The sequence below is a fragment of the Collimonas silvisoli genome, from assembly GCF_018305005.1.
GTDB lineage: Bacteria > Pseudomonadota > Gammaproteobacteria > Burkholderiales > Burkholderiaceae_D > Collimonas > Collimonas silvisoli.
Genome location: NZ_JAGQEG010000036.1, coordinates 1 through 23,403 on the forward strand (window position 1 = coordinate 1; position 23,403 = coordinate 23,403).

A 23,403-nucleotide genomic window follows, 5' to 3' on the forward strand; every position below is an offset into this window, starting at 1 on the left:
GGGATTTCTGGTTTGGTGATACCTGACATTTGCAATACAGAGCTGGCGATTGAGCCAACCGCCGATACGGCGCCTGCGGCGCAACCAGTCAAGCTCAGCACTGCGACCAGCGAAACCAGGATAGATAAGGGGCGCATTAAGACTAGTCTTTAGTTGGATTGCAGAAATATTAAATGGATAATAACGCTCGAAAAAAGTATTTTATTGTTAATGTTGCATAAAACAACAACGTAGTTGTCGTCTAGACACATAGTATGTGTCTAGACTAAAATTGTTGCTATGGTGTAACCAAAGTTAACAAATTTTGATGTAGATTGGCAATATGATATCTGCATCTGCCAAGTTTTGTTAAGATCCGGCTATTTAAAAATTGCCATATGGAAAGTGAGCGCAAGATGAGTCAATGGAAAAATAAGTTTATCTACGGCACGGCATTGGCCTGCCTGTTAAGTGCCTGTGCAACCCAGGCGCCACCGGTAGACCCCGCAGCCAAGCTGGATTCTATAGTGGCTGAAGCAGACGCCGCACAAAAGGCCGGACAAACCGATAAAGCAGTCAAGTTGTTGAAAGATGCGACCAGCGCGTTTCCTGCAGACAAAACACCATGGGTGCGTCTGGCGCAAATCCGCTTCGATGCAGAAAACTATGGCGATGCCATTTCCAATGCGCTGGAAGGTTTGCAACGCGATCCGAAGGACAAGGTTGCCAATAGCATAGTGGCGGTGGGCGGCCTCAGATTGTCGACCAAGGCTCTGAACGATTTGCGCACGCAGAACGATTTGAACGGCAACGTCCGCAGCGAAGCGCAAGGACTGGCCAAAATCCTGCGTGAAAGCCTGGGCGAGACAGTATTGGTGCCGGCCCGGCCAAAGGTGGTGGCGCGTCCGGCAGCAGCAACCGCCAAAAAGGGCGCTGTTGCGGCGAAGCCAGGTGCGACGCCAGAACCTAGCGGCGACGCCGCCAATCCATTCGGATCGCTACAGTAACTGTAACTCAAAAGAATCCTGATCCCGCCAGGCGGAATCAGGGCGTGATTATTCGGTAAGCATCAGCGGGGGTTTTATGGCCAAAAAAGAGAGTACTCAAAAACGTTTGCAGAAAGTGCGTCCACCACGCGTGCAGATGACTTACGACGTTGAAATCGGTGACGCAATCGAGCAAAAGGAGTTGCCGTTCGTGATGGGCGTGGTAGGCGATTTCAGCGGCAAGTCCGATGTGGCCCAGCCCAAGCTGAAGGACCGCAAGTTCGTCAACATCGACAACGATAATTTCGATGAGGTGATGAAGGGCGTCGAGCCGAAAGCTACTTTCCGCGTGCCGAATCATCTGAGCGACGCCGGCGGCGAGTTCGGGGTCGAGCTCAAATTCAAATCCATCGACGATTTCCGTCCGGAAGCGGTGGTGCAGCAAATCGAGCCGCTCAAGCAGTTGCTCGAAGCCCGCACCAAGCTGGCGGATCTGCGCAACAAGCTGGCTGGCAACGACAAGCTGGAAGATATCCTCAACGATGTGCTCAACAGCACAGAAAAGCTCGCGGCGTTAAGCAAGCAAACCAAGAAGCAAGGAGACTGAAATGTCCTTTCAGCACAACACTGCGTTGACCGCCAGCGCAACCGCAGAAGAATCCGGTTTGCTTGACCAGATCGTAGAACAGAGCAAGGTTGCCAAGTCCGGCGCTGAGCATGACCGCGCCAAGGACATCATTTCCGAACTCGTGAATCAGGTCATGCAAGGCACCGTGGTGGTTTCAGCCAATTTGTCGGCCACCATCGACGCCCGCGTGGCCGAACTGGACCGTCTGATTTCAGCGCAAGTCAGCGCCGTGATCCATGCGCCTGAATTCCAGAAGCTGGAAAGCAGTTGGACCGGCTTGCACTATCTGGTGTTCAATTCGACTACCGGCCAGAATATCAAGATCAAGGTGTTGAACGCCACCAAACGGGAATTGGTCAAGGACTTCCAGGCAGCCCTGGATTTCGACCAGAGCGCTGTCTTCAAGAAAGTCTATGAAGAAGAGTTCGGCACTTTCGGCGGTTCTCCATTCGGCGCCTTGCTGGGGGATTTTGAAATTACCCGGCAGCCGGAAGACATGTATTTCATCGAACAGATGTCGCATATCGCCGCTTCTGCGCACGCACCGTTCATCAGTTCGGCGTCGCCTGAACTGTTTGGCCTGGAAACCTATAGCGAACTCGGCAGGCCGCGCGACCTGGCCAAGGTGTTCGAGACCGTCGAATATGCAAAATGGAAGTCTTTCCGCGAATCGGAAGATTCCCGTTATGTCGGCTTGACCCTGCCACGCTTTTTGGGCCGCCTGCCGTTCAATCCCAAGGATGGCCAGACTGTCGACGGTTTCAACTTCGTGGAAGATGTCGATGGCACCGATCACTCCAAATACCTGTGGTGTAACGCAGCATATGCATTCGGCACCAAGCTGACCAAGGCGTTTGAAGATTTCGGCTGGTGCGCAGCGATCCGCGGTGTCGAAGGCGGCGGTTTGGTGGAAGACTTGCCGACTCATACCTTTAAAACCGACGAAGGCGAAGTTGCGCTCAAGTGTCCGACCGAGATAGCCATTACCGATCGTCGTGAAAAAGAACTGAGCGATCTTGGTTTCATCTCGCTGGTGCATTGTAAAAACACCGACTACGCGGCTTTCTTTGGTGCTCAATCGACCCAGAAAGCCAAGAAATACAATACCGATTCGGCTAATGCCAACTCCGTGCTGTCAGCCCAGCTGCAATACATTTTCGCCGTATCGCGTATTGCGCATTACATGAAGTCGATGATGCGCGACAAGATCGGCAGCTTTGCTTCGGCAGGCAACGTGGAAGATTTCCTCAACCGTTGGCTGACCCAGTATGTGCTGCTTGATGACAATGCCAGCCAAGAGCAAAAGGCGCAATTTCCGTTGCGTGAAGCCTCAGTGCAGGTATCTGAAGTACCAGGACGTCCGGGCGTTTATCGTGCAGTGTCTTTTTTGCGCCCGCACTTCCAGCTTGATGAACTTTCAGTTTCACTCCGCTTGGTTGCGGAATTACCAGCGTCAACCAAGTCCTAACTTAATTGAATAAGGGGAATCACCATGGCAATAGACGTATATCTGCAAATTAATGGCATCAAGGGCGAATCGACAGACAGCGCACACAAAGACTGGATCGAATGCAAATCGGTACAGTGGGAAGTGTTGCAGCCAAAGTCGGCTACGGCGTCGACCGGCGGCGGCCACACTGCTGAGCGCTGCGAGCACAAGGATATCGTGATTACCAAGATCGCCGATCTGGCCACACCTTTGCTGCTGCAAAACTGCTCTTCGGGCAAGACGATCGATAGCGCAAAGTTTGAGTTCCTGCGCGCTGACGGCAAGGGCGACCGCATCAAGTACTTCGAAATCGAGTTGTCGAACCTGCTGATTTCCGATGTCACGCCATCCGTCCAGGAAGGCGAAGTGCTGAGCGAGAGCGTCAGCCTGAAATATTCCAAAGTCAAATGGAAGTACACACAGCAAAAAATCGGTGGCGGCTCCGGTGGCAACACATCCGGCGGCTGGGATCTGTCGACCAACAAGGTCGTGTAATTTTTTTGTACCGGTAATGAGAGCCGTGGCATCTCGATGCCGCGTTTCTTTTTTCTTCTGAATGGTATGCGATGAAAGGTTTCACGCCGGGATTGTTTGACAGACTGATGGGCGGCGACAGTACGCCTGCGCAATCCGATCTGGTAGTGCGATTATCGATGGATGCCTTGAAAGACGCGGTTGCCCGCGACTTGGAGGCCATGCTGAATACGCGCACCGTGATTCCGGAAGAAATACTCAAGAATTTTCCCGAATGCAGCAAGTCGATATTGACCTACGGCTTGAACGACTTTTCCGGCATGAGTCTGGCCAGCATGGATGACCGTGCTTATATCTGCGAATGCCTGGAACAAGGTATTGCGCGCCACGAGCCGCGCCTGAGAAATGTCCGGGCTTCGCTTGAGTTGCGCGAAGGATCAATCAACCGTCTGAATTTTGCGATTGCGGCCATGCTGGTTGTGCCGCCGGCCAAAGAGGCTGTGAGCTTCGACGCCGTGCTGCAGCCATCTACCTTGCAATACTCAATCAGCAGAGCACGCCGCGCGATGCGGGTGGACAGTTAACGTGGACGAATTACTTCCCTATTATGAGCGAGAGCTCGGTTTTCTAAGACGCTATTCACGCGAATTTTCGGAGCGCTATCCAAAGATTGCCGGGCGCCTGCTGATGTCCGGCGAAGTCTCCGAAGACCCGCATATCGAGCGCATGATCCAGTCGTTCGCGCTGATCAACGCCCGCACCTCGAAGCGGCTGGACGACGATTACCCGGAATTTACCGAAGCCTTGTTCGAGGTGCTTTATCCGCATTACCTGCGGCCGTTCCCGTCCTGTTCGATTGCCCGCATGGACTACAGCGCCGCCGCAGCGCAATTGACTACCGCGATGCCGGTCCCGCGCGGCACCGAACTGACGACGCGCCCGGTCAGGGGCGTAGCCTGTAAATTCAAAACCACGTATGACGTTGTGGTGGCGCCTCTGCTGCTGTCGCACGCCGTGTTCGACCCTATCATCGAACCGCCGGACGCGGTGCTGCTGCCACCCACCGCCAGCTCGCGTATCGGCATCACTTTTGAAACGACTGCCGAGCAGGCCGGTTTTGCCGAGCTTGGGGTCAAGACGCTGCGCGTATTTATCGACGGCGAGCCGTCGTTTTGCGCAGCGTTGCGCGATACGCTGTTCATGCGGACGATGCGCGCCTATGTCGAAGCCGGCAACAGTGGCCGTTGGCATGCGGTAAACAAGATCCCGGTAACTCCCGTTGGCTTTGAGGAAGACGAATCGCTGATCGATTTCCCGGCGCGTTCGCATCCGGCATATCGGCTGCTGACCGAATATTTTTCCTATCCTGAGAAATTCAATTTCTTCGATGTCGACGTCGCCGAGATCACCAAGCTATTAGCGCCGGGTTGCAAGAAATTCACCTTGCATCTGGTGCTCTCCGGTCTGCGCGCCGATTCCAACACCGCCCGCATGCTGGGCACCTTGTCGACCAATAATCTGCTGCTGGGCTGCACGCCGGTCATCAATCTGTTCAAGCAGCGCGGCGACCCGATCCGCCTGACCCACACCAGCGCCTATTATCCGGTGGTCGGCGATTCACGGCGCGCCTATGCCTATGAGGTGCATTCGATCGATTCGGTGCAGCTGGTGCGGCAAACCCCGGAAGGTGAGTCGATCACTGAATTCCGTCCGTTCTATTCGCTGCGTCACGGTGAAAGCGCGGATAAATCCGGACACTACTGGGCCATGCGGCGCGACGAACTGGTGGCGGCCCGCAGCCCCGGCTATGAAACCGAAATTTCAATTGTCGATATCGACTTTGATCCGGCCACGATAGAAACCGATACGCTGAGTATCGAACTGACTTGCTGCAATCGTAACTTGCCGGCGTCGCTGGCCTACGGCTTGGCCGGCGGCGATCTGTTCCTGGAGGGCGGTTCTCTGGTCAATTCCATCAGTTTCTTGAGAAAGCCGTCCGAGCCTTGCCGCTTCGAGCGCGGCCGCGGAGCGCATTGGCGCCTGATTTCGCATCTTGCCTTGAACCACCTGTCGCTGGCCAAGGGCGGCCTTGAAGCTTTGCAAGAAACCCTGAGCCTATATGACTTGCCGCGTTCGGCGATCTCCCAGCGCCAGATCGGCAGCGTGATCGGCATCGATCATAAGGCTGCCACTGCCTGGCTGCCCGGCAATCCGTTTGCATCGCTGGTGCGCGGCATCGAGATCAAGGTAACCCTGGACGAGGAAGGGTTTGTCGGCAGCGGTATCCATGTGTTTGCCAATATCCTGGATCGCTTCCTCGGCTTGTATGTGCACGCCAACAGCTTCACGCGATTGGTCATAGCTTCCAAACGAACAGGTGAGGAGATACTGCGATGCTTACCGCGCAGCGGAGATTCGAACCTAGTGTAATCCAGCGCCTGCTGGACAAGCCGCATCGGTTCCAGTTTTTCCAGGCTGTGATGATGTTGGAGCTGTGGTTGAAACGTAACGGCGTTCCGCATGAGGAAGCGGTGAGTGACTTCCTGCGTTTTCAGAACACGGTGTCGCTGGGATTTCCGCCGAGCGAGATCGAGGCGCTGGAAGTAACGCCCAAGCTGACCGAGCAATCGGTGGAAGCCTTGCTGGAAGCATTGCAGAGCAACCAGCTCGATAGTATTGCGCTGACGCCGGCATTCATCGGATTCTTGGGCAGCAACGGCACCTTGCCTAGCCATTACTCGGAGCGCATTGCTGCGCACCAGCTGTATGAAAAAGACCAAGGGCCGCGCGCTTTCCTGGATGTCTTCTCGAATCGCGGCGTGGCGCTTTTTTTCAAAGCCTGGCGCAAGTACCGGCTGGAATTCAAGTACCAGATCGACGGCAAGGACAGTTTCCTGCCGCTGCTGATGTCGCTCGCCGGCTTGGGCCACCGTACCTTGCGCGACCGCATGTCGGAAGACGGCGAAGGCCTGCTGGACGAATCGATCGGCCATTTTGCCGCGGCCATCAGGCACCGGCCTCCCTCCGCAGCGTATATGCAGCGGGTTCTGCGCGACTATTTTTCGGTGCCGATCGCGATCGAACAGTTTGTCGGTCATTGGTATGACGTGCCGCCCGACCAGCAAACGGTATTGGGTTCGACCAACGCCACCTTGGGCAGCGTGGCGATGGTAGGCCAGCGGGTATGGCAGCGCGATTTGCGCATGCGCCTGAAAATCGGTCCCTTGACCAAAAAGAAATTTGAAAGCTTTTTGCCGGGCGGCACGGCTGCTGTCGGGCTGCAGAAGATACTGGCGATGTTTACCAGCGTCTTTCTGGAATACGAAATACAACTGATCCTGCGCGCGGACCAGGTGCAAAGCGTCGCCCTGGATTCCGAGCGCGAAGGCGGGCGGCTGGGCTGGGATACTTTTGTCACCAGCAAGCCTGCTGCAATCGACCGCACCGACGTTTGTTACGAAATTCACTCACTTTGACAATGCATGGATGGGAAGGCTTCAATGAGCATTAATCTCAAAACCTTAATCGGCAAACTGAACGACACCTCGCGCCTGGCGGCGGAACGTGCGGCAAACATTTGCGTCAGTCGCGGCCAATATGAGGTGGATATAGAACATCTGTTCCTGGCGCTGCTGGAACAGCCCAAGAGCGATTTTGCAGTGATTGCGCGTAAATCCGGCATCAGCATCGCTACGCTGGAAAGCGATCTGCGGCATGAAATCGACCGCTTCAAGAGCGGTAACGCGCGCACCCCGGTATTTTCCCCGCATCTGCCCAAGCTGTTTGAACATGCCTGGCTGATTGCCTCGCTCGACAACCAATCGGGACGTATCCGCAGCGGTCATTTGCTGCTGGCCCTCCTGACCGAACCGGACCTGGTGCAATTGGCGTATCGCGGTTCCAAGCTGTTCATCAAGTTCAAGCTGGACGATCTCAAGCACGACATGGAAAAGCTGACCGAAGGCTCGCAGGAAAGCATCGCCGCGGATGGCAACGCTACGGCAGAAGAGGCGGGCGGCGACCCGGTGCAGGATTTGACTGCCAAAGGCGAAGCCTCGAAGACCCCGTCGCTGGACAAGTTCACCACCAACCTGACGCAGCGTGCGCGCGAAGGTAAGGTCGATCCGGTGATCGGCCGCGATACCGAGATCCGCCAGACCATCGACATCCTGATGCGGCGCCGGCAAAACAATCCGATCCTGACCGGTGAGGCCGGCGTCGGCAAGACTGCGGTGGTGGAAGGGCTGGCGCTGCGGATTGCGCAAAAGGACGTGCCCGACGTCTTGCAAGGAGTAGAGCTGCATACCCTCGACATGGGTTTGCTGCAAGCGGGCGCGAGTGTCAAGGGTGAGTTTGAAAATCGCTTGAAGAGCGTCATCGACGAGGTCAAGAAAAGCTCGCACGCCATCATCCTGTTCATCGACGAAGCCCACACCATGATCGGCGCCGGTGGCCAGGCGGGACAGAACGACGCCGCCAACCTGCTGAAGCCGGCGCTGGCGCGCGGCGAGCTGCGCACCATCGCCGCCACCACCTGGAGCGAATACAAGAAATACTTTGAAAAAGACGCTGCCTTGGCGCGTCGTTTCCAGGTAGTGAAAGTCGAAGAACCGAGCGAAGAACTGGCCTGCGCCATGCTGCGCGGCATGGCGCCGCTGATGGAAAAGCACTTCGGCGTACGGGTGTTCGACGAAGCGATCACCGAAGCGGTGCGTCTCTCGCATCGTTATATCAGCGGCCGCCAGCTGCCGGACAAGGCCATCAGCGTGCTCGACACGGCCTGTGCAAAAGTCGCGCTAGGCCAGAATGCAACCCCGGCCCTGATCGAGAATATCGTCAAGAAACTGGACCGCCTGGTGGCTGAATTGAATTCGCTGGAACGGGAATCGAACGCCGGCGGCAAGCACGCCGAGCGCCTGAAGGAATTACGTGAGTTGCAAGCCGGATTGACTACGGAATTGGCGAGCCATAGCGAACGCTGGGAAAAGGAAAAAGCCCTGACCGACCGCATCAAGGCCGCACGCACCGAACTGGAAGCGACACCGGTTGCAGAGCAGACTCCCGCCGCGGACGCAGCAAAATCTTCCAGGAAGACCGCCAAAGACAGCAAGGAAACCCAGGAACTGGCGCAACTGATCGAGGAACTGAAACAACTGCAAGGCGAAACGCCGATGGTGCCGGTCCAGGTTGACGGCCTGGTGGTGGCCGAAATCGTCGCCAGCTGGACCGGTATCCCGCTGGGCAAGATGGTCAAGGATGAAATCAAGACGGTGATCAATCTTGGCGCCTTGTTGCACGAGCGTGTACTCGGCCAGTCGCATGCGATCGAAGCCGTGGCGCAGCGCGTACGCACCTCGCGCGCCAACCTGGACGATCCGAACAAACCCAAGGGCGTATTCCTGTTCGTCGGCCCGTCCGGTGTCGGCAAGACCGAAACCGCACTGGCGCTGGCCGATGTGCTGTACGGCGGCGAGCGCAAGCTGGTCACCATCAACATGAGCGAATACCAGGAAGCGCACAGCGTCTCGGGTCTGAAGGGCTCGCCGCCGGGTTATGTCGGCTATGGCGAGGGCGGTGTCTTGACCGAAGCCGTGCGCCGTAATCCATACAGCGTAGTGCTGCTGGACGAGGTAGAGAAAGCGCACCCCGACGTGCTTGAACTGTTCTTCCAGGTGTTCGACAAAGGCGTGCTGGACGACGCCGAAGGCCGCGAGATCGACTTCAAGAACACCATCATCATCCTGACCAGCAATGTCGCCTCCAGTCTGATCATGCAAAGCTGCCTGAACAAGGCGGCGGCAGAGTTGCCCAGCACCGACGACCTGGAACAAGCGATCCGGCCGCAACTGGTGAAAGCGTTCAAGCCGGCCTTTCTGGGACGTTTGAAGGTGATCCCTTATTATCCGATTTCGGACGACGTGCTGGTCGAGATCATCAATCTCAAGCTGGGACGGATCCAGAAGCGCATCGCCATCAACCACAAGGCCGAGTTCAGCTACGACGAACCGCTGGTGGAAGCCGTGCTGGCGCGTTGCACCGAAGTCGATTCCGGCGCCCGCAATGTCGACAATATCCTCAACGGCACGCTGTTGCCGGAAATTGCCGAAACCGTGCTGGGCAAGATGGCCGAAGGCGGCAGCATCGCCAAGATCAAGGTCACTGCCAACAAGCAGGGACAATTCAAATACGCGATTAAATAGAGCGGAGCGAACATGGATGCAGCAACCAAACAGACAATCCTGAAGCAGTGCTATTCGAAGCGGTTCGATGAAAAGTACAGCCGCAAATTCCAGTATCAGGACAAGGCGGCCGATGTGCGCAACTTCGTCAAGCTGACGCCGGTCGATATCATCGACCTGCTGGATACAGCCTCTGCGGCGGCACGCTCACAGGCGCGCCGCCTGCTGCAACTGATGCAGGGCCGGCCGTGGCTACCGTCGGCGGCGCCGCATGAAGGCGGGATCGGGGATCAGCGCGGGGTGGATAATAATCTGCACATCACGCTGAAGGTGGGGGATAAGAGCTATCACTTGCGTTGCAAGGAGCAGCCTGGTTTGCATGTCATTCAGATTACCGGATAGTCGCCAGAGCAATTTGCGTTAACTGTTTCTGAGTGTATTTGAGCACGGGCGCATCATGACTGCCGATAGAGCCGTCGCTGTACCTGTGCAAACTCTATGCCACGTTTCGTGGCCTGAGCCCAGCCCGCCAATTGGGCACGATTGCAGGATTCGCGTAAGTAACCGGGAGTAACCTACGACCGCTAAAGCTGCATAAATCGTGATTTTATCTGACAAGATATGTCCGAGCGTGAAGGTCGTAATTCGACTTCAGGATGACGCCCAAGGAAAACTCTGGAATACGAAACACCTGCCGAACGATTTCATCAATCTGTTGCATTCACCGGTTGAATCCACAGCCGATTACGGACTGTCATTTTCCACTATGTATTTCGCATGCGAGCGGTTTCGAGACAACCCTCGCAGACCCAGCGGAATGAGGTGTAGCCTTCTGACACGTCGTTCCACTCACCTGCCTCAAGTGCCACGCGCTCACACGCGGCACACCATGCCTGCGGCCACGGTGCATCAGGTGTCGGCGCATCTGTAGGAGTAAAAAATCCCAGACTCGAACCGTGCTGAATATGCTGACAGATAAATGCCGGTTTGCGAACGCCGTGTATTGGGCATTCCATGAAGCTATCAGGCGTTAGCGGCATTCTCATACAGGACTATATGTTTTAAATTCATCGACGCCCGAAGGCGAACATTGTTATTTTTTTTGACGCATTACGGAGGCATAGCATCGGCTTTTGAATTGCTTGTGGATGCCGCCGGCCTATGTTGCCATTAAATAATTGTTCAAGCAATACTAAATTCGTCTCCTTTCGGAACGGCGGGTTGTGGCCGTGCTGAGTCAGTCGGAACAGTATTTGACTATTCACCCGAGAAATATCCTAAACGGCCTATAACCATCAGCAGTCTCGGTTTGTCGAATTGACGTATAGCTCAGGATGACACCACGATTTTGAAACGCATCGGTCGTTTGTCTTTTGACGTTCCTTTACTGTCTCGCTTGAACGAATTTTGCAAAATTATTCAATATGGACTGCCACCCTTGTTGCTGCTGCTCGATAGGATTTTCCGATTCAGCATCAAATACAACACGAACCGTCACGCCCTTTGCTCCTGTTATGAACGCCACCGACGCAGCGCGGTCGCCAAACGAGAATTCAAGCAATTCATGAGGTACCACCTTTGTGTAGGTTCCTTCGAAATCAAAGCCGAAGCTACCGTCCTTGGCCTCCATGCGTGACGAGAAAATGCCGCCGACTCGCAGATCGACAGTAGATTTGGTTGTGTGCCAATCGTCAGAAGCTGTGTTCCACTGCTTGATATCGCTCGGCGTTGTGTAAGCATTCCAGACCTGGGTGACGGGAGCATCGATCTGTGTTTCGACGGTGATTTTCTCGGTCATGATTTTTCCTTTCGTTTGCAGTTAAAGGGTTGAGTGAATAGAGCTTCCAGATAACGCCGCAAATGTGCCGCGCTCTCATGCGCGACATCAGCGGTTTGCTTTGCCTTGGTAAAAATAAATGCGCCTTGCAGGACTGACTGGATGAAATATCCCATCCCAAATTCTTATACATTGCTGTCATCATGGATTTGCTGTCGAACGACCGCTCTTGAGAAAGTTTCTGAAAGACTGCTTTTGGCGGCCGATTGCAGTCCTTCAAAAGCGATTTAGTCGCGATAAAATCTGACACTGCTAAGCTAATACAACTAAACAGAATGCTGCTGTATTGCCATGAGAAAGTCTAAAAAGCTATTTGAGACCACATAGAGATCGCCGCAATCATCGACTTCGGCAAAATCGGCCTGATGACTGTCATCCGGTTCATGCAGATGCGTCCTATCCCAGTAAAGTACATTGCCAGATCTGGGCTCCAGCATAAGTACAAATGGATTGCCGCCGCCGTCTTCTCCGATTGCAATCGATTTACCAAGAAAATCGATTTCCGAAATGAACTCTTGATTGAATGAGATCAGGTCCATTGAGGGTTCATTGATTCTGGTGCCAAACAGGCCGCCAAAAGAGATTGAACCGGATTCGACTTTATTGAATGGAATTTCGCAATACCCCGGATATTCAATCGTCAATCCGTTATGAGAAATCAGAAAATCTTTATAGTCGCCAGGTAATGGATGGGCGATATGTGATTCAAGTTCAGCTATCGCGTCAAGCGCTGCGCCCGGTCTGTATTTTATCGGCATAATCTTGTCCTTTCTTTTAGTCGCACCTAGCTTTGATGTTCTTTACTCCACCTGAATGCGTAAATCGATTGTGAATTTTCTTCGGTACCTCTTGCATGGTAGTCATGTTCTGATGGTGGTGCCATGTATTAAGGTCGTAATCCGCATGTCCTTTGGGCGCTAGCGCATCGGCCTTGCCAAAATCTCCTGCAGGATTACGACCGTGATTTCCCTTAAGATCCGGAACCTCGACTCGTTGCCGCTCGTATGGAGTGAAATCCGGATGCCCGTCGGGGTACCTTACAGTATTACCGTCCCAATCCGTGTATACCCATGTTCGACTGTCGATTTCCTGATGAATCGTCCCTCCCTTGTCAAGCCATTTTTCAGGAGTTGGGGAGTTTGCCGGCTTATCGTTTAACCCAAGGGGATCAATCCATCTGATCGGATTTGACGCGTAAGCATATAGATTATTTCCTCCGGCCAGTCCAATCGGATCCTGTCCAATAAACTGCCCGATGTGGGGATCGTAATATCGATTCCTGTTGTAATGCAAGCCGGTCTCAACATCAAAATATTGCCCCTGGAACCTGATTGGATTATCCACCGCTTGCACATGCAGCCGCTGTACCGCCCCCCATGCTGCGTAGCTAGCCGACCACATAACCTGCCCGCTGCCATCGGTCAATCTGGTCGGGCAGCCGTTGCAGTCGTTGTGATAGTGGAAGACGCCGCTGCTGGTCTCTTCAATGACCGCTTCCGTATCGCTTGCGGCGACCTCCGGGGGATGAGTTGCTGTTGCGCCTGGTGCAGCCACTGTTTGCATGAGCGCGGGCGGCGGCATGCTGACATCGCCGCCGAGCCGCAGCCCGCCGCTCAGGCTACCGATATGATCCGGCGATTGTGCATGTGCGAGGCTGAGTTGGGGATCGCTCCCTTGGGGCCATGGAGCGGCTGCGCTCAATTGACCGAGCTTGGCGCTGCCCAATCCCCCCATGCCGCCCAGACCACCGCTTTCACCAAGACTGGTAGTTGCCGCAACCGGAAAGGAGGGGGGAGGTGGAGGCGCTGCGACAGAGGTAGCGATCTGTACCGCGTGCCCTTGCGTGACTGTGTCTGCTTTTCTTTCCGCCATGCGGACGGGTTGCTTAGCAACCTTGGCCTGCCGATCAATCAACGCCAGCGGCGCAAACGTGTCCGGATAGTAGACATACTCCCGCGCCTGGGCATGCAAGGTCTTCAGCGCATTGAGTCGCTTGCGCGCCGCCATGAAATCGGCCACGTTGCCGGCCGACCAGATCTCGGCGCTCTGCGTGTTATTGGCTTGCCGTACCTCGCCCAACAAGGCGTCACCGTCCCAGAAGAACCAGGTGGTATGGGTGGGGTTCCGTTTGAACACCCGGCGTCCTAGCGGATCGTATCCATAGCGGGTCGCCTGGCCAGCTTGGCTGCTTTCGATCAGGCGCTGGTTAGCGTCCCAGCGCAATTGCAAGGCGGGATCGGCAGCCGCTGGATCGGCCGATGACATTTGGCTGCCCCCACGTCGAACCAGGTTGCCGGCGCGGTCGAACACATAGTGCACGTTATCGTGGCTGCCTTCGCGGCTCCACTGGACTTCCGCCTGGCCTTCGCCGCCTGCTGCCTGCCGCATTTCCATCTGCCGGATCCGCGTGCGCAGCCGATCGCCGGCTGGATCGTTGAGAAAGTCCGTCACCCTTCCGGCAGGATCGGTATGGCGCAGGAGGTTGCCCAATGGGTCGTATTGGTAAAGGTCGCTGCCATGTTCGCTGTCGCTGCGCCGGGTCTGGTTGCCGGCACGGTCGTATTCGTAGCTGGTGGTGAACAGCGGTATCTGGTCGCGCAGCACTGTCTGGGCGGTCAGATGGCCGGCCGTGTCGTAGCGCAGCTGACGCTGGACGCTGCCGCTCAACTGCTCTTTGACGGCACGCCCGAGCGCATCGCGTTCGATCAGGATGGGCGGTTCGTCGTTGATGGCGATAGTTGCCACTTGATTACGCAGATCGTAGGTGGCGGCAACCTTGTTGCCGGCGCTGGTTTGCCGCGACAGCCGGTTGCTGGCCTGGTCGTAGCGATATGCGATCTGGAAACCGTCCTGTACTTCTTCGATGATGCGGCCATCGGCGTCGAACTTGCGCAGGATGTGCCGATGCGGATTGCGGATCTCCACTATGGCGCCGTTCTTGTCGTAACTGAACGTTTCGTGGATTTGCCGTGCCGGATGGTCGCTGTCGGGCAAGGTTTTTTTGATGATGCGACCCAAGCGGTCCGTGGTGTAGATAATGACTCGACCGAGCGGATCGGTGGCGCTTGACAGGTTGCCGCCAGCATCATAGCGATAGTGGCGCGACTGCTCCCAGTAATCGCATTCTTCAACGATGCGGCCCAGCGCGTCGCGCTTGAGCTGATAACCTTCTTGGCGTTGGTTGACCAGGCCTATCAGTTGTTCCTCTGTGTCATACAGGTACTGCATGGCGTGGCCGTCGGCTTGCACGCGCCTGGCGAGCTGGCCGGTGCCGGCGTATTCCAGCAAGGTCCGGGCGCCGTTCCGGTCCGTGTAGCAGATCAGTTGGTCTTCCGCGTCGTAGTCGTAATGGATACTTGCACCGTCTGCCTGGAGGGTCTGCAGCAGGCGGCCTTTGATGTCGTAGCGGTATTCGGTGACGTCGCCGGCGGCATCGGTACGGCGTTTCAGACAACCCAGTGCATCGTACGCAAAATGGCTGCGATGACCGAGGCCGTCAGTCAACTGCGCTAGGTTGCCGTAACGGTCGAAAACCAGCGTCGTGGCAGCACCGCGCGGGTTGACGTGAGTTGCCAGCTGGCCATGAACGTCATAGGTAAAGCGCGAACGGGCGCCCATGGGAGTGCTTTGCTCCAGCAACCGGCCGCGCTCATCCCAGCTGCGCTGCCAGTGCTGGCCGAGCGGGTCGACCAGTTCGGTCATTCGATTGGCGTCATCGAAGGCCATGACGGTAACACTGCCGTCGGCTTGGACTAGCTTGAACAAATTGCCGCGCCTATCGTAATAAAACTCGGTGCGCGCTCCGGCAGGATCTACCACTGCGGTGGTGCGGCCTACTTCGTCGTATTCGAAAATGGTGACACCGCCCAGCGGGTCGATTTCGCACAAGGGCAGGTTGTCGTCGTCGAACTTGATCAGGGAGGTATGGCCCAGGGAGTCGGTAACCTCCGTCTCGCGCAGTACGGTGTCGTACGCAAAACGATAGTCATGCAATCCCTGATCGCCCCAGGCGTGCACCACGCGCCATTCACTGTCATAGGCATAATAGAAAGACAAATCAAGGCGATCGGCGTGGCGCACCATATGATGGTGGTGGTAGTCAAAGACGCGGGCTGCATCGAGGGCGTCAAGAGCGGCGACCAGATCCTGGTTCTGATATTTATAGCTCGCCAACGGATAATTCAGTCCGGTAGCCGGATCGTGCAGGCTCAGCTGGTGAATTTTTCCAGCGAACTCATGCACTTCGATAAAGCGGCCAGGCAATTCATCAATGCCGCTCTCTATGATCCGTGTCAAATGACCGTCGACACGTTCAAAACGCCAGTGATTGCCGCGCAGGTTTTCTATCTTTTCGATCTGCAGGCGCAGGGCTCGATGCAAGGGGGTTACATTGGGCGCAGGCTTGCGGAAAATGTAGCGCAGGTCATCCTTGGTTACGACATGCAACTCGTCCGCACCATCATTGTTGAGCCAGCTTAGGCGGGCGCCGTCGACGTACTCAGTCACCGCATGGCCGGCGCCGACAGCGTCAGGCAATTGCGGGAATATCGCCGCGCCGTTCGCTTCAAAAAATAACACCATGCCGTCCGGCTCGATCTCCAAGCGGAAATCGGCAGGGGTTTGCCAGCCGTGTCCGCACATGCCGTCGTGATTGTTGTTCGATGAATATACGCGGCTCCAAGTCAGCGGCAAGCGCCCCGGTATGGAGAAATCTTCATGCGAGACCCTCACGCTGCCGTCGCGGATATCGACCGGTTCCGCGCGCAATACCTTGCATTTCAGGAAACCCGGCTCCATATTCTTGAACAGTTTCTGGCGTGCCTTCTTGAATGCTTCTTCCGCACGCTGGAAACCTTTGGTCCGGCGCAGGGCCTTAAAACCTTTTCCCAACGCTGCAAAACCCAGCTTGGAAGCAATCCCCATCAGAGAAATCGTCGGCGGCCCGCCAACGAATACGCTATCGGGTATCGCCAGGTTGACCGAAGTCGGCAAGGTCATCGACAAATGCGGCTTGGATGGCTTCTTCAGGCGGAACGGCGGCACCATGCCGACCACGCTGCAGTCGAGCACCGGCATGCCAAGGCGCGAGAATGGCGAGTCATCGGCGATGACCGTCTTGCTGCCCATGAAAAGCTCGTCGTCGAACTGCGGCCCGCCGGGCGCGCGCAGGAACGGCACCCACAGCGCCAATGGAATATGCACCGACAAGCCGCCGGTTCCCGCCGTGGCGCGCTTGACGCCGGCCACCTGTACCGTGGCGCCGATGAAGGGCAGGTAGTCGAAGGGGTCGAGCACCATCGAGATATGTGCTGTCGGCAGGGGTACCGGCGGGGTTCCCGGTATCAGCTCGTACATGTGGATGTCGATGCCGATCTGAGGATCGAAATGCTTGGCGGCGTTGGTCACGGACGCTCCCTTCTCAGGCGGCTCAGACGGTCGCCGCAGCGCTCATCGGCTTTGCGGCGGCGGGAGTTGGAGGTGCTGGCGCGGCGGCGTCAAGCAAACCGGACGGATCGGGCAGCTTGGTGAATTGCGGCGGTGCGCTCCATTCAGGGACATCCTTGTCCAGCGGATGCTTGACCTCAGGCAGGCCATTCCAGAGCGGGTTGAGCAGTTCGCGCGCCAGCGCCACCACTTTGCGGAAGAATTCGTCGCCGCCTGCAATCAGGCGCTCGCGTTCCTGGCGTTGGCGCTGGAAGCTGTTTTCAAAACGCACGTGCATCGCCGTTTCTATTTTTTCCAGGTCGCTCGCCGGCGGCTGCTCGCCGAGCTTGGCGGCTTGCTGTTCTGCTTGCAGATGCGCGGCCGCAATGGCGGCTTGATAATCGGCCGCGCTGCGCTCCAGCTTGTCGGTCCGGCCAGGATCTTGCAGCCGCAACAAATCTTGCAAGGCCAGCGCCATGGTGGTGAGCGGTCGTTCGGCCGGGGCGACTGCTTTTGCGGCACGCAGCGCCAGGGCGCCGTGGTCGCGCGCCAATTGTTCTTGCCTGGCTTGGGCGTAACAATACGCCGCCATGCGGAAACCTTCGATTTCAAACATGGGATTGGGAACGCGCCGGGCTTGTTCCGCCGCACTGCGATAGGCCTGCGCCGCGCCCTCGGGTTGCTTGGCTGCCAGCCATGCGCCGGCTTCGCCAAACCAGGTTTGCATGATCAGATCGGCGCCCATGGGGTGTTGGTTGTGCTCCGCCAGGGTCGCGCATTGGCGGGCGTCGCGATAACGTTTGATGGCGTCGACATAGTTTTTTTCTTTTATAAAAGCGCCGGCGACCGCCATATGCAGCACTACCTGCTGGTCGGGCCATTGCTCGCGTTGTGCGATCTGCATGGCTTTTTCGGCGCGCGCGGCGGTTTGTGCGGCGCTGCCTTTTTCCACCAGGGTGATGACATCGGTGAGCAGCTGGCGGTAGGCGACCGTCGGCCCTGAGCCGCCTGCCTGCGCCACGGTTTCGCGGGCGATGTCGAACATGTCGATGGGAGCTTCCACTATCCGCACGCATGCGCCATGGCGTTGCGCCAAAGCTTGCCAGCGATGATCGGACAGCGTATCCACCAATATCAGGCGGACATCGGCCGCAACCGGGCTGCGCAGCGCCGCCTCCAGCCATGCTTCCCAGGCATCCTGGCTGCTGATGGGATGCGGCGTCAGCACCGCAGCCACGTAACGCAAATGCGCCAGCTGCGCCTGATGGTGTCGGGTGAACGAAGCCAGCATGGCCATCACGCTTGAGGCCGAATCGTGGTGCGGCGTTTGCGCCACAGGCCAGTCCGCCGCCACGCCTTGTTCGCGCAGGCTGTCCTTGCTGTCGATATAGCTCTCGACCAGGCTTTGGCGCAAGGTCCGGCTGTAACCGAAACCGGTATCGAACGGCGCATCGAAGCGCAGGAACAGGTCAGGGGTGGTCCAGTCGCCTGGGTGCTGCTGCATCTCGAAAAACGCTTGCAGCATGCGGTCGGCATTGGCCGGGATACGCCACACCAGTATTCGCAATTGCGGATCCTGAGTGTGTTCCAGCCACAGGTCGCGCAAGGCGGCTACGCGTTTTTCGACAGGATTCTTAGCCATGCTGGCGCCTCTCAATGATGCTTTAGCTATTCAGATTGATCTTGCTGCCGTTGATCGACACGCCGCCGCCATTGATCTTGATGATCGAGCCGCCTGCGGTAATGGTGATTTCGCCGGCGTCGATGCTGATGCCGGCGCCGCCGACGACGAGATCGACCTTGCTGCCGGAAGCGACTGTCATGTCGGCGCCGGAATACACCGTGTGAGTGCCGGAGACCTCGTGCTGCATGTTGCCGGTCACCGACAGCAAGCGTGCGCCTGTGTTGCCGTCTTCCACCGGGCCGTTAACCGTGCGCTTGTCGGCGCCGGTCACGGTCACTTCGCGGCCGGCATGCATGGTGTCGCTGACGGCGCCGGTGATAGTGTTGGTAGCGGTTCCGCTGATATCGCGTTTCCAGTTGCCGTTGGTGTTGCCGCTATAGTTGCCAATCAGGGTGCTGCCATAATCGCCGGTGATGTTTTCGGTATAACCCGCTGCGCTGATCGTCCGTTTCTGGCCAGCCTGATAGGTTTGGGTTACCGCTCCGGTCACCGTGGCGATAGACGTGCCGGTGACAGTGCGGGTATCGTTGCCGGTTACCGTTGCGCCACGATTGCCGCCTACCGAGATATCCTGGTTGGCGCCGACATGCAAGTTGTGGTTGACGGCGACCTTGGTCGCCTTGTTGTTATTGACGGTGCTGTTGTGATCGTTCCGCACCATCACCGCCATATCGCGTTGGGCATGCATGTTCAGCAATTCGCTGCCGGCCGAATCGTGCATGGTGACTTCATTGAAGCCGCCGCCGCGCACGGTTTTGGAACGCATGCCGCTGACTTCCTGGCCGAACGGCGGCATATTGTCGGCGTTGTAGACCCGTCCGGTAATAATCGGCCGGTCGGGATTGCCGTCGAGGAAATCGACCACCACTTCCTGCCCGACCCGCGGCGCCGAGACGCCACCCATGCCGCTACCGGCCCAGGGGCTGGCGACGCGCACCCAGCTAGAGCTTTGTTCGTTGAACTGGCCCTGCCGATCCCAGTGGAACTGCACTTTGACCCGGCCGTATTTATCGGCCCAGATTTCTTCGCCTTTCGGCCCAACCACGGTTGCCGTTTGCGGCCCCGGCATGCGCGGCCTGGCTGTTTCACGCAAAGGCCGGTAGGGGATCTTGCGACGCAGCGCAGTGACGTTGACCCGGTATATGCAATCCTGGGCTTCGCTGAAATCGCTGGAAAAATTGTTGCGGGCGTCATGGCTGATCTGCAGCGCGATGAAACGATGCTCGTCCGGATTGTCGTCGCTGTGTTCAAAATGGCCGTCCAGATCGAAATAGCGTCCCACCGCCAGCTCCCGGAAAGTGCCTGAGCCTTCGAACAACTTGGTTTGCCAGCCAGCTTCTTCGGCGCGCACCGCGGTCAGTTGTTCGCCAATCGCGCTGTTGCCATAACTGGCGGAGCCATCGTAAGCGTAACGTTCGAATTGCGGCAGGCTGCCGCGCGGGGCATTGCTCTTCAATTCCACCGCCAGTGGATTGCGCGGCTGCTTGAAATCGAAACTCTTGATGCTATGCACCGCGGAGCCGATTCTGCGCCGCGGCCGCCAGTCATCCAATACGTCGCTGGCCTGCAGCTCCTGATTCGGCTGGAAGCGCACTGTCGCGTTGTCCTCCAGCGGCAAGCACTGGGTGGAGTCGTCAGCCAGCACCAGCTTGTGGCCGCTCTCGCTATGCTCAAAACTATAGTAGATGCCGGCGTCCTCTAGCAGGCGCGAGATAAAACTGAAATCCGATTCGTTGTACTGGACGCAGTAAGACAGCTTTGGATAGCGGCTGGCGATCAGATCGAAGCGATAGTCGGCCAGTTTGCCGTATTTGTGAAACACTTCTTGCGCGATATCGAGCACCGACAGATCCTGGAACACGCGGCAATTGCTGGCGTAGTCGAGAAAGGAAAACCAAGGCGCCAGCTGTGCCTGGTAAGTCGCCACTCCGCTGTCGCTGCCGGTACGTGCGAATTCTTTGACAAAGCCGTGGAAATGGCGCTCGCCGGCCTGGGTCTGCATGGTCAGCAACAAGGGCTGGCCGATCAATTGCTTGAGTTCGAGCTGATCGTAGGGGGATAACAATTCCAGCGTCAGGTCGAAAGGCTTGGACAGGGCTTCACTGCCGTGCAGCCTGTGCACCAGCAGCAGGTCGTCATCCAGCGGCGTCTTGATCCGGACCAGGCGTCGGTTCTGATTGAAACGGCTCACCCGGGCCAGCAACGCAGAGGCGTTTGGATACATTGACATTCTCCGTTTTACAAAAGGAATGGCTTTGCCTGGACCAACTGCTCAAGCCACGATCCCGCATGAATTTGGCGTCGACTTCAATTCGCCCGACAACAAAACATTGAACGATTGTCCAGCAGAAATATTGCCGGAGTGAAATTATATCGGTATTTGGGAGAGGTGCGACGCTTGGTCTTAATAATTTACCGGGTTAGCGTTACCAGTGAATGACGGCGGCGATGGCGCGGCCGGATGCAGATCTCGACCGCGCAAAAACATGTGTGAAAATCAGTTGGGCGGCAACTTGCCGGGCCTTATTGCAGGGCTCCGAACGGCTTGCCGTCGCCGCCTGCATCCGACGCAACAGCTTTGGCGGCGTGTGCGGCTTTTTTCTTTAATGGACGATTTACTTTTGGTTTGGCTTCGGCTGCTGCGGCGGGATCAACCACTGTTTCACCCAGGCTTTCGCGCAGCATTTTTGTCTGAGTTTGTGCGTCTGCAAGCACGCCGCCATTCAGATCGCCCTGGGTGCTCAAGTCATTCAGGGCTTTGATCGACAACTTGAGGCCGCCTAAAGCCACGACGCCCTTCGCATACTTGTCCGCCGGATCACGCTGCAATACCTGCAACGCATAGGACACTGCATCGCGATAGTTGCCTGCCTCGTACTTGATCTGGGTCATGCGCACCCATGGCGTTTTTTCTGTCGGACGCACTTGCGCTACATCCTTGAGTACCTGGATCTCCTGGTCGGCCGAACTTTTTTGTGTCGTATCTGCAACAGCTGGTGTTGCAGCTGGTACTGCTGATGCAGCGTACGGGATCATCAAACATGTCAATGCGACACTGCAGGCCAACTTGGTTTTCCAAAACTTCATAGCTTTACTCACTTTCCTAAAAATGTTAGAACCTGGGCGGACAGGCCTCATATATTGCAAATATAACAATCACGGCGGCAGGCATGAACAGATTGCCACGCCAATTCTGGTCACGCTGAGTAATCATGTCATTATGCTCACGCTAGGGGGATTGTCTAGGTAAGCCATGTCACCCATGAATAAAATCCGGCATGCTATGCAAAGCACCCGTTTACAGGGATGCATCCGGGACACATGTTACTACGGAAACATCTCCTTTGCCGTTTCGACACGTGCGCCGGCTGTCGTCGCCGCTGGAATTGAGGCGGATAAGCGCAGCAGCCCGGATTCCTTTTTTGAAACGCTAGGGTATGATTGCGCTAAGGAAATTCTGATAATTCTCCTATGTTTCATGTGGTTTTCATGTTGTGCATTGGCAATATTTTCTTTATTGCTGCGATAAATTCCTGACCGTGGCGGCAGCAGGCGTGCGATGAATACCTTGCAAGAGCGCCGCCATTTCCTGGCTAGAATCACTTATCACTTTTATTCGGGTTTGCTATTTATGTTTTCTGTCGATCAATTACTCAATCCTGTCAGCGATTCCACGCCATGCGGCGGCGACCTGTCTTTTTCAAGCGACCTGGATGCCATTGCACACGCCCGTCGTTTTGATGATCCGTCGCTGGATCAAGGCGAATGGGTGACCGAACTCAAAGAAGCGGATTGGGGTTTCGTCGTCGACAATTGCGCGCGGCTGATCGAAACCCAAAGCAAGGACCTGCGCCTGGCTGTCTGGCTGGCGGAAGCCAATGCCAAAATCCGTTATTTCAGCGGCTTGGCCGACGGCTATCTGTTGCTCGCCGGCTTGAGCGACAGGTATTGGGAGGGCCTGCACCCGGTGCCGGACGATGGCGACCAGGAGCTGCGGGTTGGTAATTTGAGCTGGCTGCTATCGCGCTCGGTGCAGTTGATACGCGAGATACCTATCACTGAAGGCCGCGGTACTGCCTTTTCCACAGTCGATTTTGAGTCGGCCAGAATCCGTGCGGCCAATGAAGAAAGAGGCAATGGCGACGGCGCCGCCAGCGATGGCGTAAAGCTGGCGGACATCGAATCGGCAAGGCGCAAATCGTCGCCGAAATTTTATGAAACATTGCTGGCGGATGCTAATTTGTGCCAGCAAGCGCTGTTGCAACTGGAAAAATCGATCGATTTCCGGGTCGGGCAGGATGGGCCGGCCTTTTCGGCGACTAAAGACGCACTGGAAAATGCGATCTCGGTGATTACCCGCTTCGCTCAGGAAGCGGGGGTGAATACCGGCGCCGGCGCTGTGGCGAAAACCGGCAGCGACCCGCAAACCACACCCAAGCCGCAGCAGGAGGTAAGCAAGGTGGAGCAAACTCAGGCCACGCTGAACGGCCCGATCCAGAACCGTACCCAGGCCTTGATGCAGTTACGCCATGTGGCGGATTTTTTCCGGCGCACCGAGCCGCACAGCCCGGTCGCCTATCTGGCGGAAAAAGCCGCCGACTGGGGCGACCTGCCGCTGCACCACTGGTTGCGCACGGTGATCAAGGATCCGTCGTCGCTGGCGCATGTAGAGGAATTGCTGGGGCTGCAGGGAGCCGGCCAGCAAAACGACGAAAACTGATAC

The 23,403-nt window shown here is 56.6% G+C and carries 16 protein-coding genes; 10 read left to right on the top strand and 6 right to left on the bottom strand.

What is annotated here, in order from left to right; translation table 11 throughout:
• The first annotated feature begins 395 nt into the window (after positions 1 to 395).
• From KHU33_RS11750 to KHU33_RS11790, 9 genes are all read left to right on the top strand, one after another.
• On the top strand, positions 396 to 986 hold the full coding sequence (locus KHU33_RS11750; protein ID WP_211463033.1) for a tetratricopeptide repeat protein: 591 nt from the start codon (positions 396 to 398) through the stop codon (positions 984 to 986).
• Between the two features lie 76 nt (positions 987 to 1,062).
• Positions 1,063 to 1,572 carry a type VI secretion system contractile sheath small subunit gene (gene tssB, locus KHU33_RS11755; protein WP_211463034.1) on the top strand — a complete coding sequence of 170 codons (510 nt, stop codon included), beginning with the start codon at positions 1,063 to 1,065 and terminating at the stop codon, positions 1,570 to 1,572.
• 1 nt (position 1,573) lies between these two features.
• Complete coding sequence (gene tssC, locus KHU33_RS11760; RefSeq protein ID WP_211463035.1) at positions 1,574 to 3,061, top strand: type VI secretion system contractile sheath large subunit; 1,488 nt, start codon at positions 1,574 to 1,576, stop codon at positions 3,059 to 3,061.
• A gap of 24 nt (positions 3,062 to 3,085) precedes the next feature.
• Complete coding sequence (locus tag KHU33_RS11765; RefSeq protein WP_211463036.1) at positions 3,086 to 3,577, top strand: Hcp family type VI secretion system effector; 492 nt, start codon at positions 3,086 to 3,088, stop codon at positions 3,575 to 3,577.
• Positions 3,578 to 3,648: 71 nt separating this feature from the next.
• Entirely contained in the window at positions 3,649 to 4,140 is a 492-nt protein-coding gene (tssE, locus tag KHU33_RS11770; RefSeq protein ID WP_211463037.1) for a type VI secretion system baseplate subunit TssE, read from the top strand.
• Between the two features lies 1 nt (position 4,141).
• A complete protein-coding gene (gene tssF / locus KHU33_RS11775) occupies positions 4,142 to 5,986 on the top strand; it encodes a type VI secretion system baseplate subunit TssF (RefSeq protein WP_211463038.1) in 1,845 nt (614 codons plus the stop codon).
• The gene (tssG, locus tag KHU33_RS11780) at positions 5,950 to 7,032 is read left to right on the top strand and encodes a type VI secretion system baseplate subunit TssG (protein ID WP_211463039.1); all 1,083 of its coding nucleotides are present in this window, start codon (positions 5,950 to 5,952) and stop codon (positions 7,030 to 7,032) included. Before tssF ends, tssG begins: the two co-directional genes overlap by 37 nt.
• 24 nt (positions 7,033 to 7,056) lie before the next feature.
• On the top strand, positions 7,057 to 9,756 hold the full coding sequence (gene tssH, locus KHU33_RS11785) for a type VI secretion system ATPase TssH (RefSeq protein WP_211463040.1): 2,700 nt from the start codon (positions 7,057 to 7,059) through the stop codon (positions 9,754 to 9,756).
• A 12-nt stretch (positions 9,757 to 9,768) separates the two neighbouring features.
• A complete protein-coding gene (locus tag KHU33_RS11790; protein ID WP_211463041.1) occupies positions 9,769 to 10,137 on the top strand; it encodes a hypothetical protein in 369 nt (122 codons plus the stop codon).
• A 982-nt stretch (positions 10,138 to 11,119) separates the two neighbouring features.
• Here KHU33_RS11790 and KHU33_RS11795 read toward each other — a convergent pair.
• The 6 genes from KHU33_RS11795 to KHU33_RS11820 form a co-directional block, all read right to left on the bottom strand.
• Positions 11,120 to 11,533 carry an SRPBCC family protein gene (locus tag KHU33_RS11795; RefSeq protein WP_211463042.1) on the bottom strand — a complete coding sequence of 138 codons (414 nt, stop codon included), beginning with the start codon at positions 11,531 to 11,533 and terminating at the stop codon, positions 11,120 to 11,122.
• Between the two features lie 305 nt (positions 11,534 to 11,838).
• Entirely contained in the window at positions 11,839 to 12,330 is a 492-nt protein-coding gene (locus KHU33_RS11800) for an SMI1/KNR4 family protein (protein ID WP_211463043.1), read from the bottom strand.
• Positions 12,331 to 12,346: 16 nt separating this feature from the next.
• Positions 12,347 to 16,978 (bottom strand): RHS repeat-associated core domain-containing protein, encoded by a 4,632-nt coding sequence (locus KHU33_RS11805; protein WP_211463044.1) that lies wholly within the window; start codon positions 16,976 to 16,978, stop codon positions 12,347 to 12,349.
• A gap of 22 nt (positions 16,979 to 17,000) precedes the next feature.
• The gene (locus tag KHU33_RS11810; protein WP_211463045.1) at positions 17,001 to 18,638 is read right to left on the bottom strand and encodes a hypothetical protein; all 1,638 of its coding nucleotides are present in this window, start codon (positions 18,636 to 18,638) and stop codon (positions 17,001 to 17,003) included.
• A 22-nt stretch (positions 18,639 to 18,660) separates the two neighbouring features.
• On the bottom strand, positions 18,661 to 20,904 hold the full coding sequence (locus tag KHU33_RS11815) for a type VI secretion system Vgr family protein (RefSeq protein WP_230414205.1): 2,244 nt from the start codon (positions 20,902 to 20,904) through the stop codon (positions 18,661 to 18,663).
• Positions 20,905 to 21,203: 299 nt separating this feature from the next.
• On the bottom strand, positions 21,204 to 21,818 hold the full coding sequence (locus tag KHU33_RS11820; protein WP_211463047.1) for a hypothetical protein: 615 nt from the start codon (positions 21,816 to 21,818) through the stop codon (positions 21,204 to 21,206).
• A 493-nt stretch (positions 21,819 to 22,311) separates the two neighbouring features.
• On the opposite strand from KHU33_RS11820, the gene tssA reads away from it, so the two are divergent.
• Entirely contained in the window at positions 22,312 to 23,400 is a 1,089-nt protein-coding gene (tssA, locus tag KHU33_RS11825) for a type VI secretion system protein TssA (protein ID WP_211463066.1), read from the top strand.
• Positions 23,401 to 23,403 lie beyond the last annotated feature (3 nt).

Excerpts from the sequence above, each read along its gene's own strand:
- KHU33_RS11750 (WP_211463033.1), top strand. The coding sequence starts at position 396 with ATGAGTCAATGGAAAAATAAGTTTATCTACGGCACGGCATTGGCCTGC.
- tssB (WP_211463034.1), top strand. The coding sequence starts at position 1,063 with ATGGCCAAAAAAGAGAGTACTCAAAAACGTTTGCAGAAAGTGCGTCCA.
- tssC (WP_211463035.1), top strand. The coding sequence starts at position 1,574 with ATGTCCTTTCAGCACAACACTGCGTTGACCGCCAGCGCAACCGCAGAA.
- KHU33_RS11765 (WP_211463036.1), top strand. The coding sequence starts at position 3,086 with ATGGCAATAGACGTATATCTGCAAATTAATGGCATCAAGGGCGAATCG.
- tssE (WP_211463037.1), top strand. The coding sequence starts at position 3,649 with ATGAAAGGTTTCACGCCGGGATTGTTTGACAGACTGATGGGCGGCGAC.
- tssG (WP_211463039.1), top strand. The coding sequence starts at position 5,950 with ATGCTTACCGCGCAGCGGAGATTCGAACCTAGTGTAATCCAGCGCCTG.
- tssH (WP_211463040.1), top strand. The coding sequence starts at position 7,057 with ATGAGCATTAATCTCAAAACCTTAATCGGCAAACTGAACGACACCTCG.
- KHU33_RS11790 (WP_211463041.1), top strand. The coding sequence starts at position 9,769 with ATGGATGCAGCAACCAAACAGACAATCCTGAAGCAGTGCTATTCGAAG.
- KHU33_RS11795 (WP_211463042.1), bottom strand. The coding sequence starts at position 11,533 with ATGACCGAGAAAATCACCGTCGAAACACAGATCGATGCTCCCGTCACC.
- KHU33_RS11800 (WP_211463043.1), bottom strand. The coding sequence starts at position 12,330 with ATGCCGATAAAATACAGACCGGGCGCAGCGCTTGACGCGATAGCTGAA.
- KHU33_RS11810 (WP_211463045.1), bottom strand. The coding sequence starts at position 18,638 with ATGGCTAAGAATCCTGTCGAAAAACGCGTAGCCGCCTTGCGCGACCTG.
- KHU33_RS11815 (WP_230414205.1), bottom strand. The coding sequence starts at position 20,904 with ATGTATCCAAACGCCTCTGCGTTGCTGGCCCGGGTGAGCCGTTTCAAT.
- KHU33_RS11820 (WP_211463047.1), bottom strand. The coding sequence starts at position 21,818 with ATGAGGCCTGTCCGCCCAGGTTCTAACATTTTTAGGAAAGTGAGTAAA.
- tssA (WP_211463066.1), top strand. The coding sequence starts at position 22,312 with ATGTTTTCTGTCGATCAATTACTCAATCCTGTCAGCGATTCCACGCCA.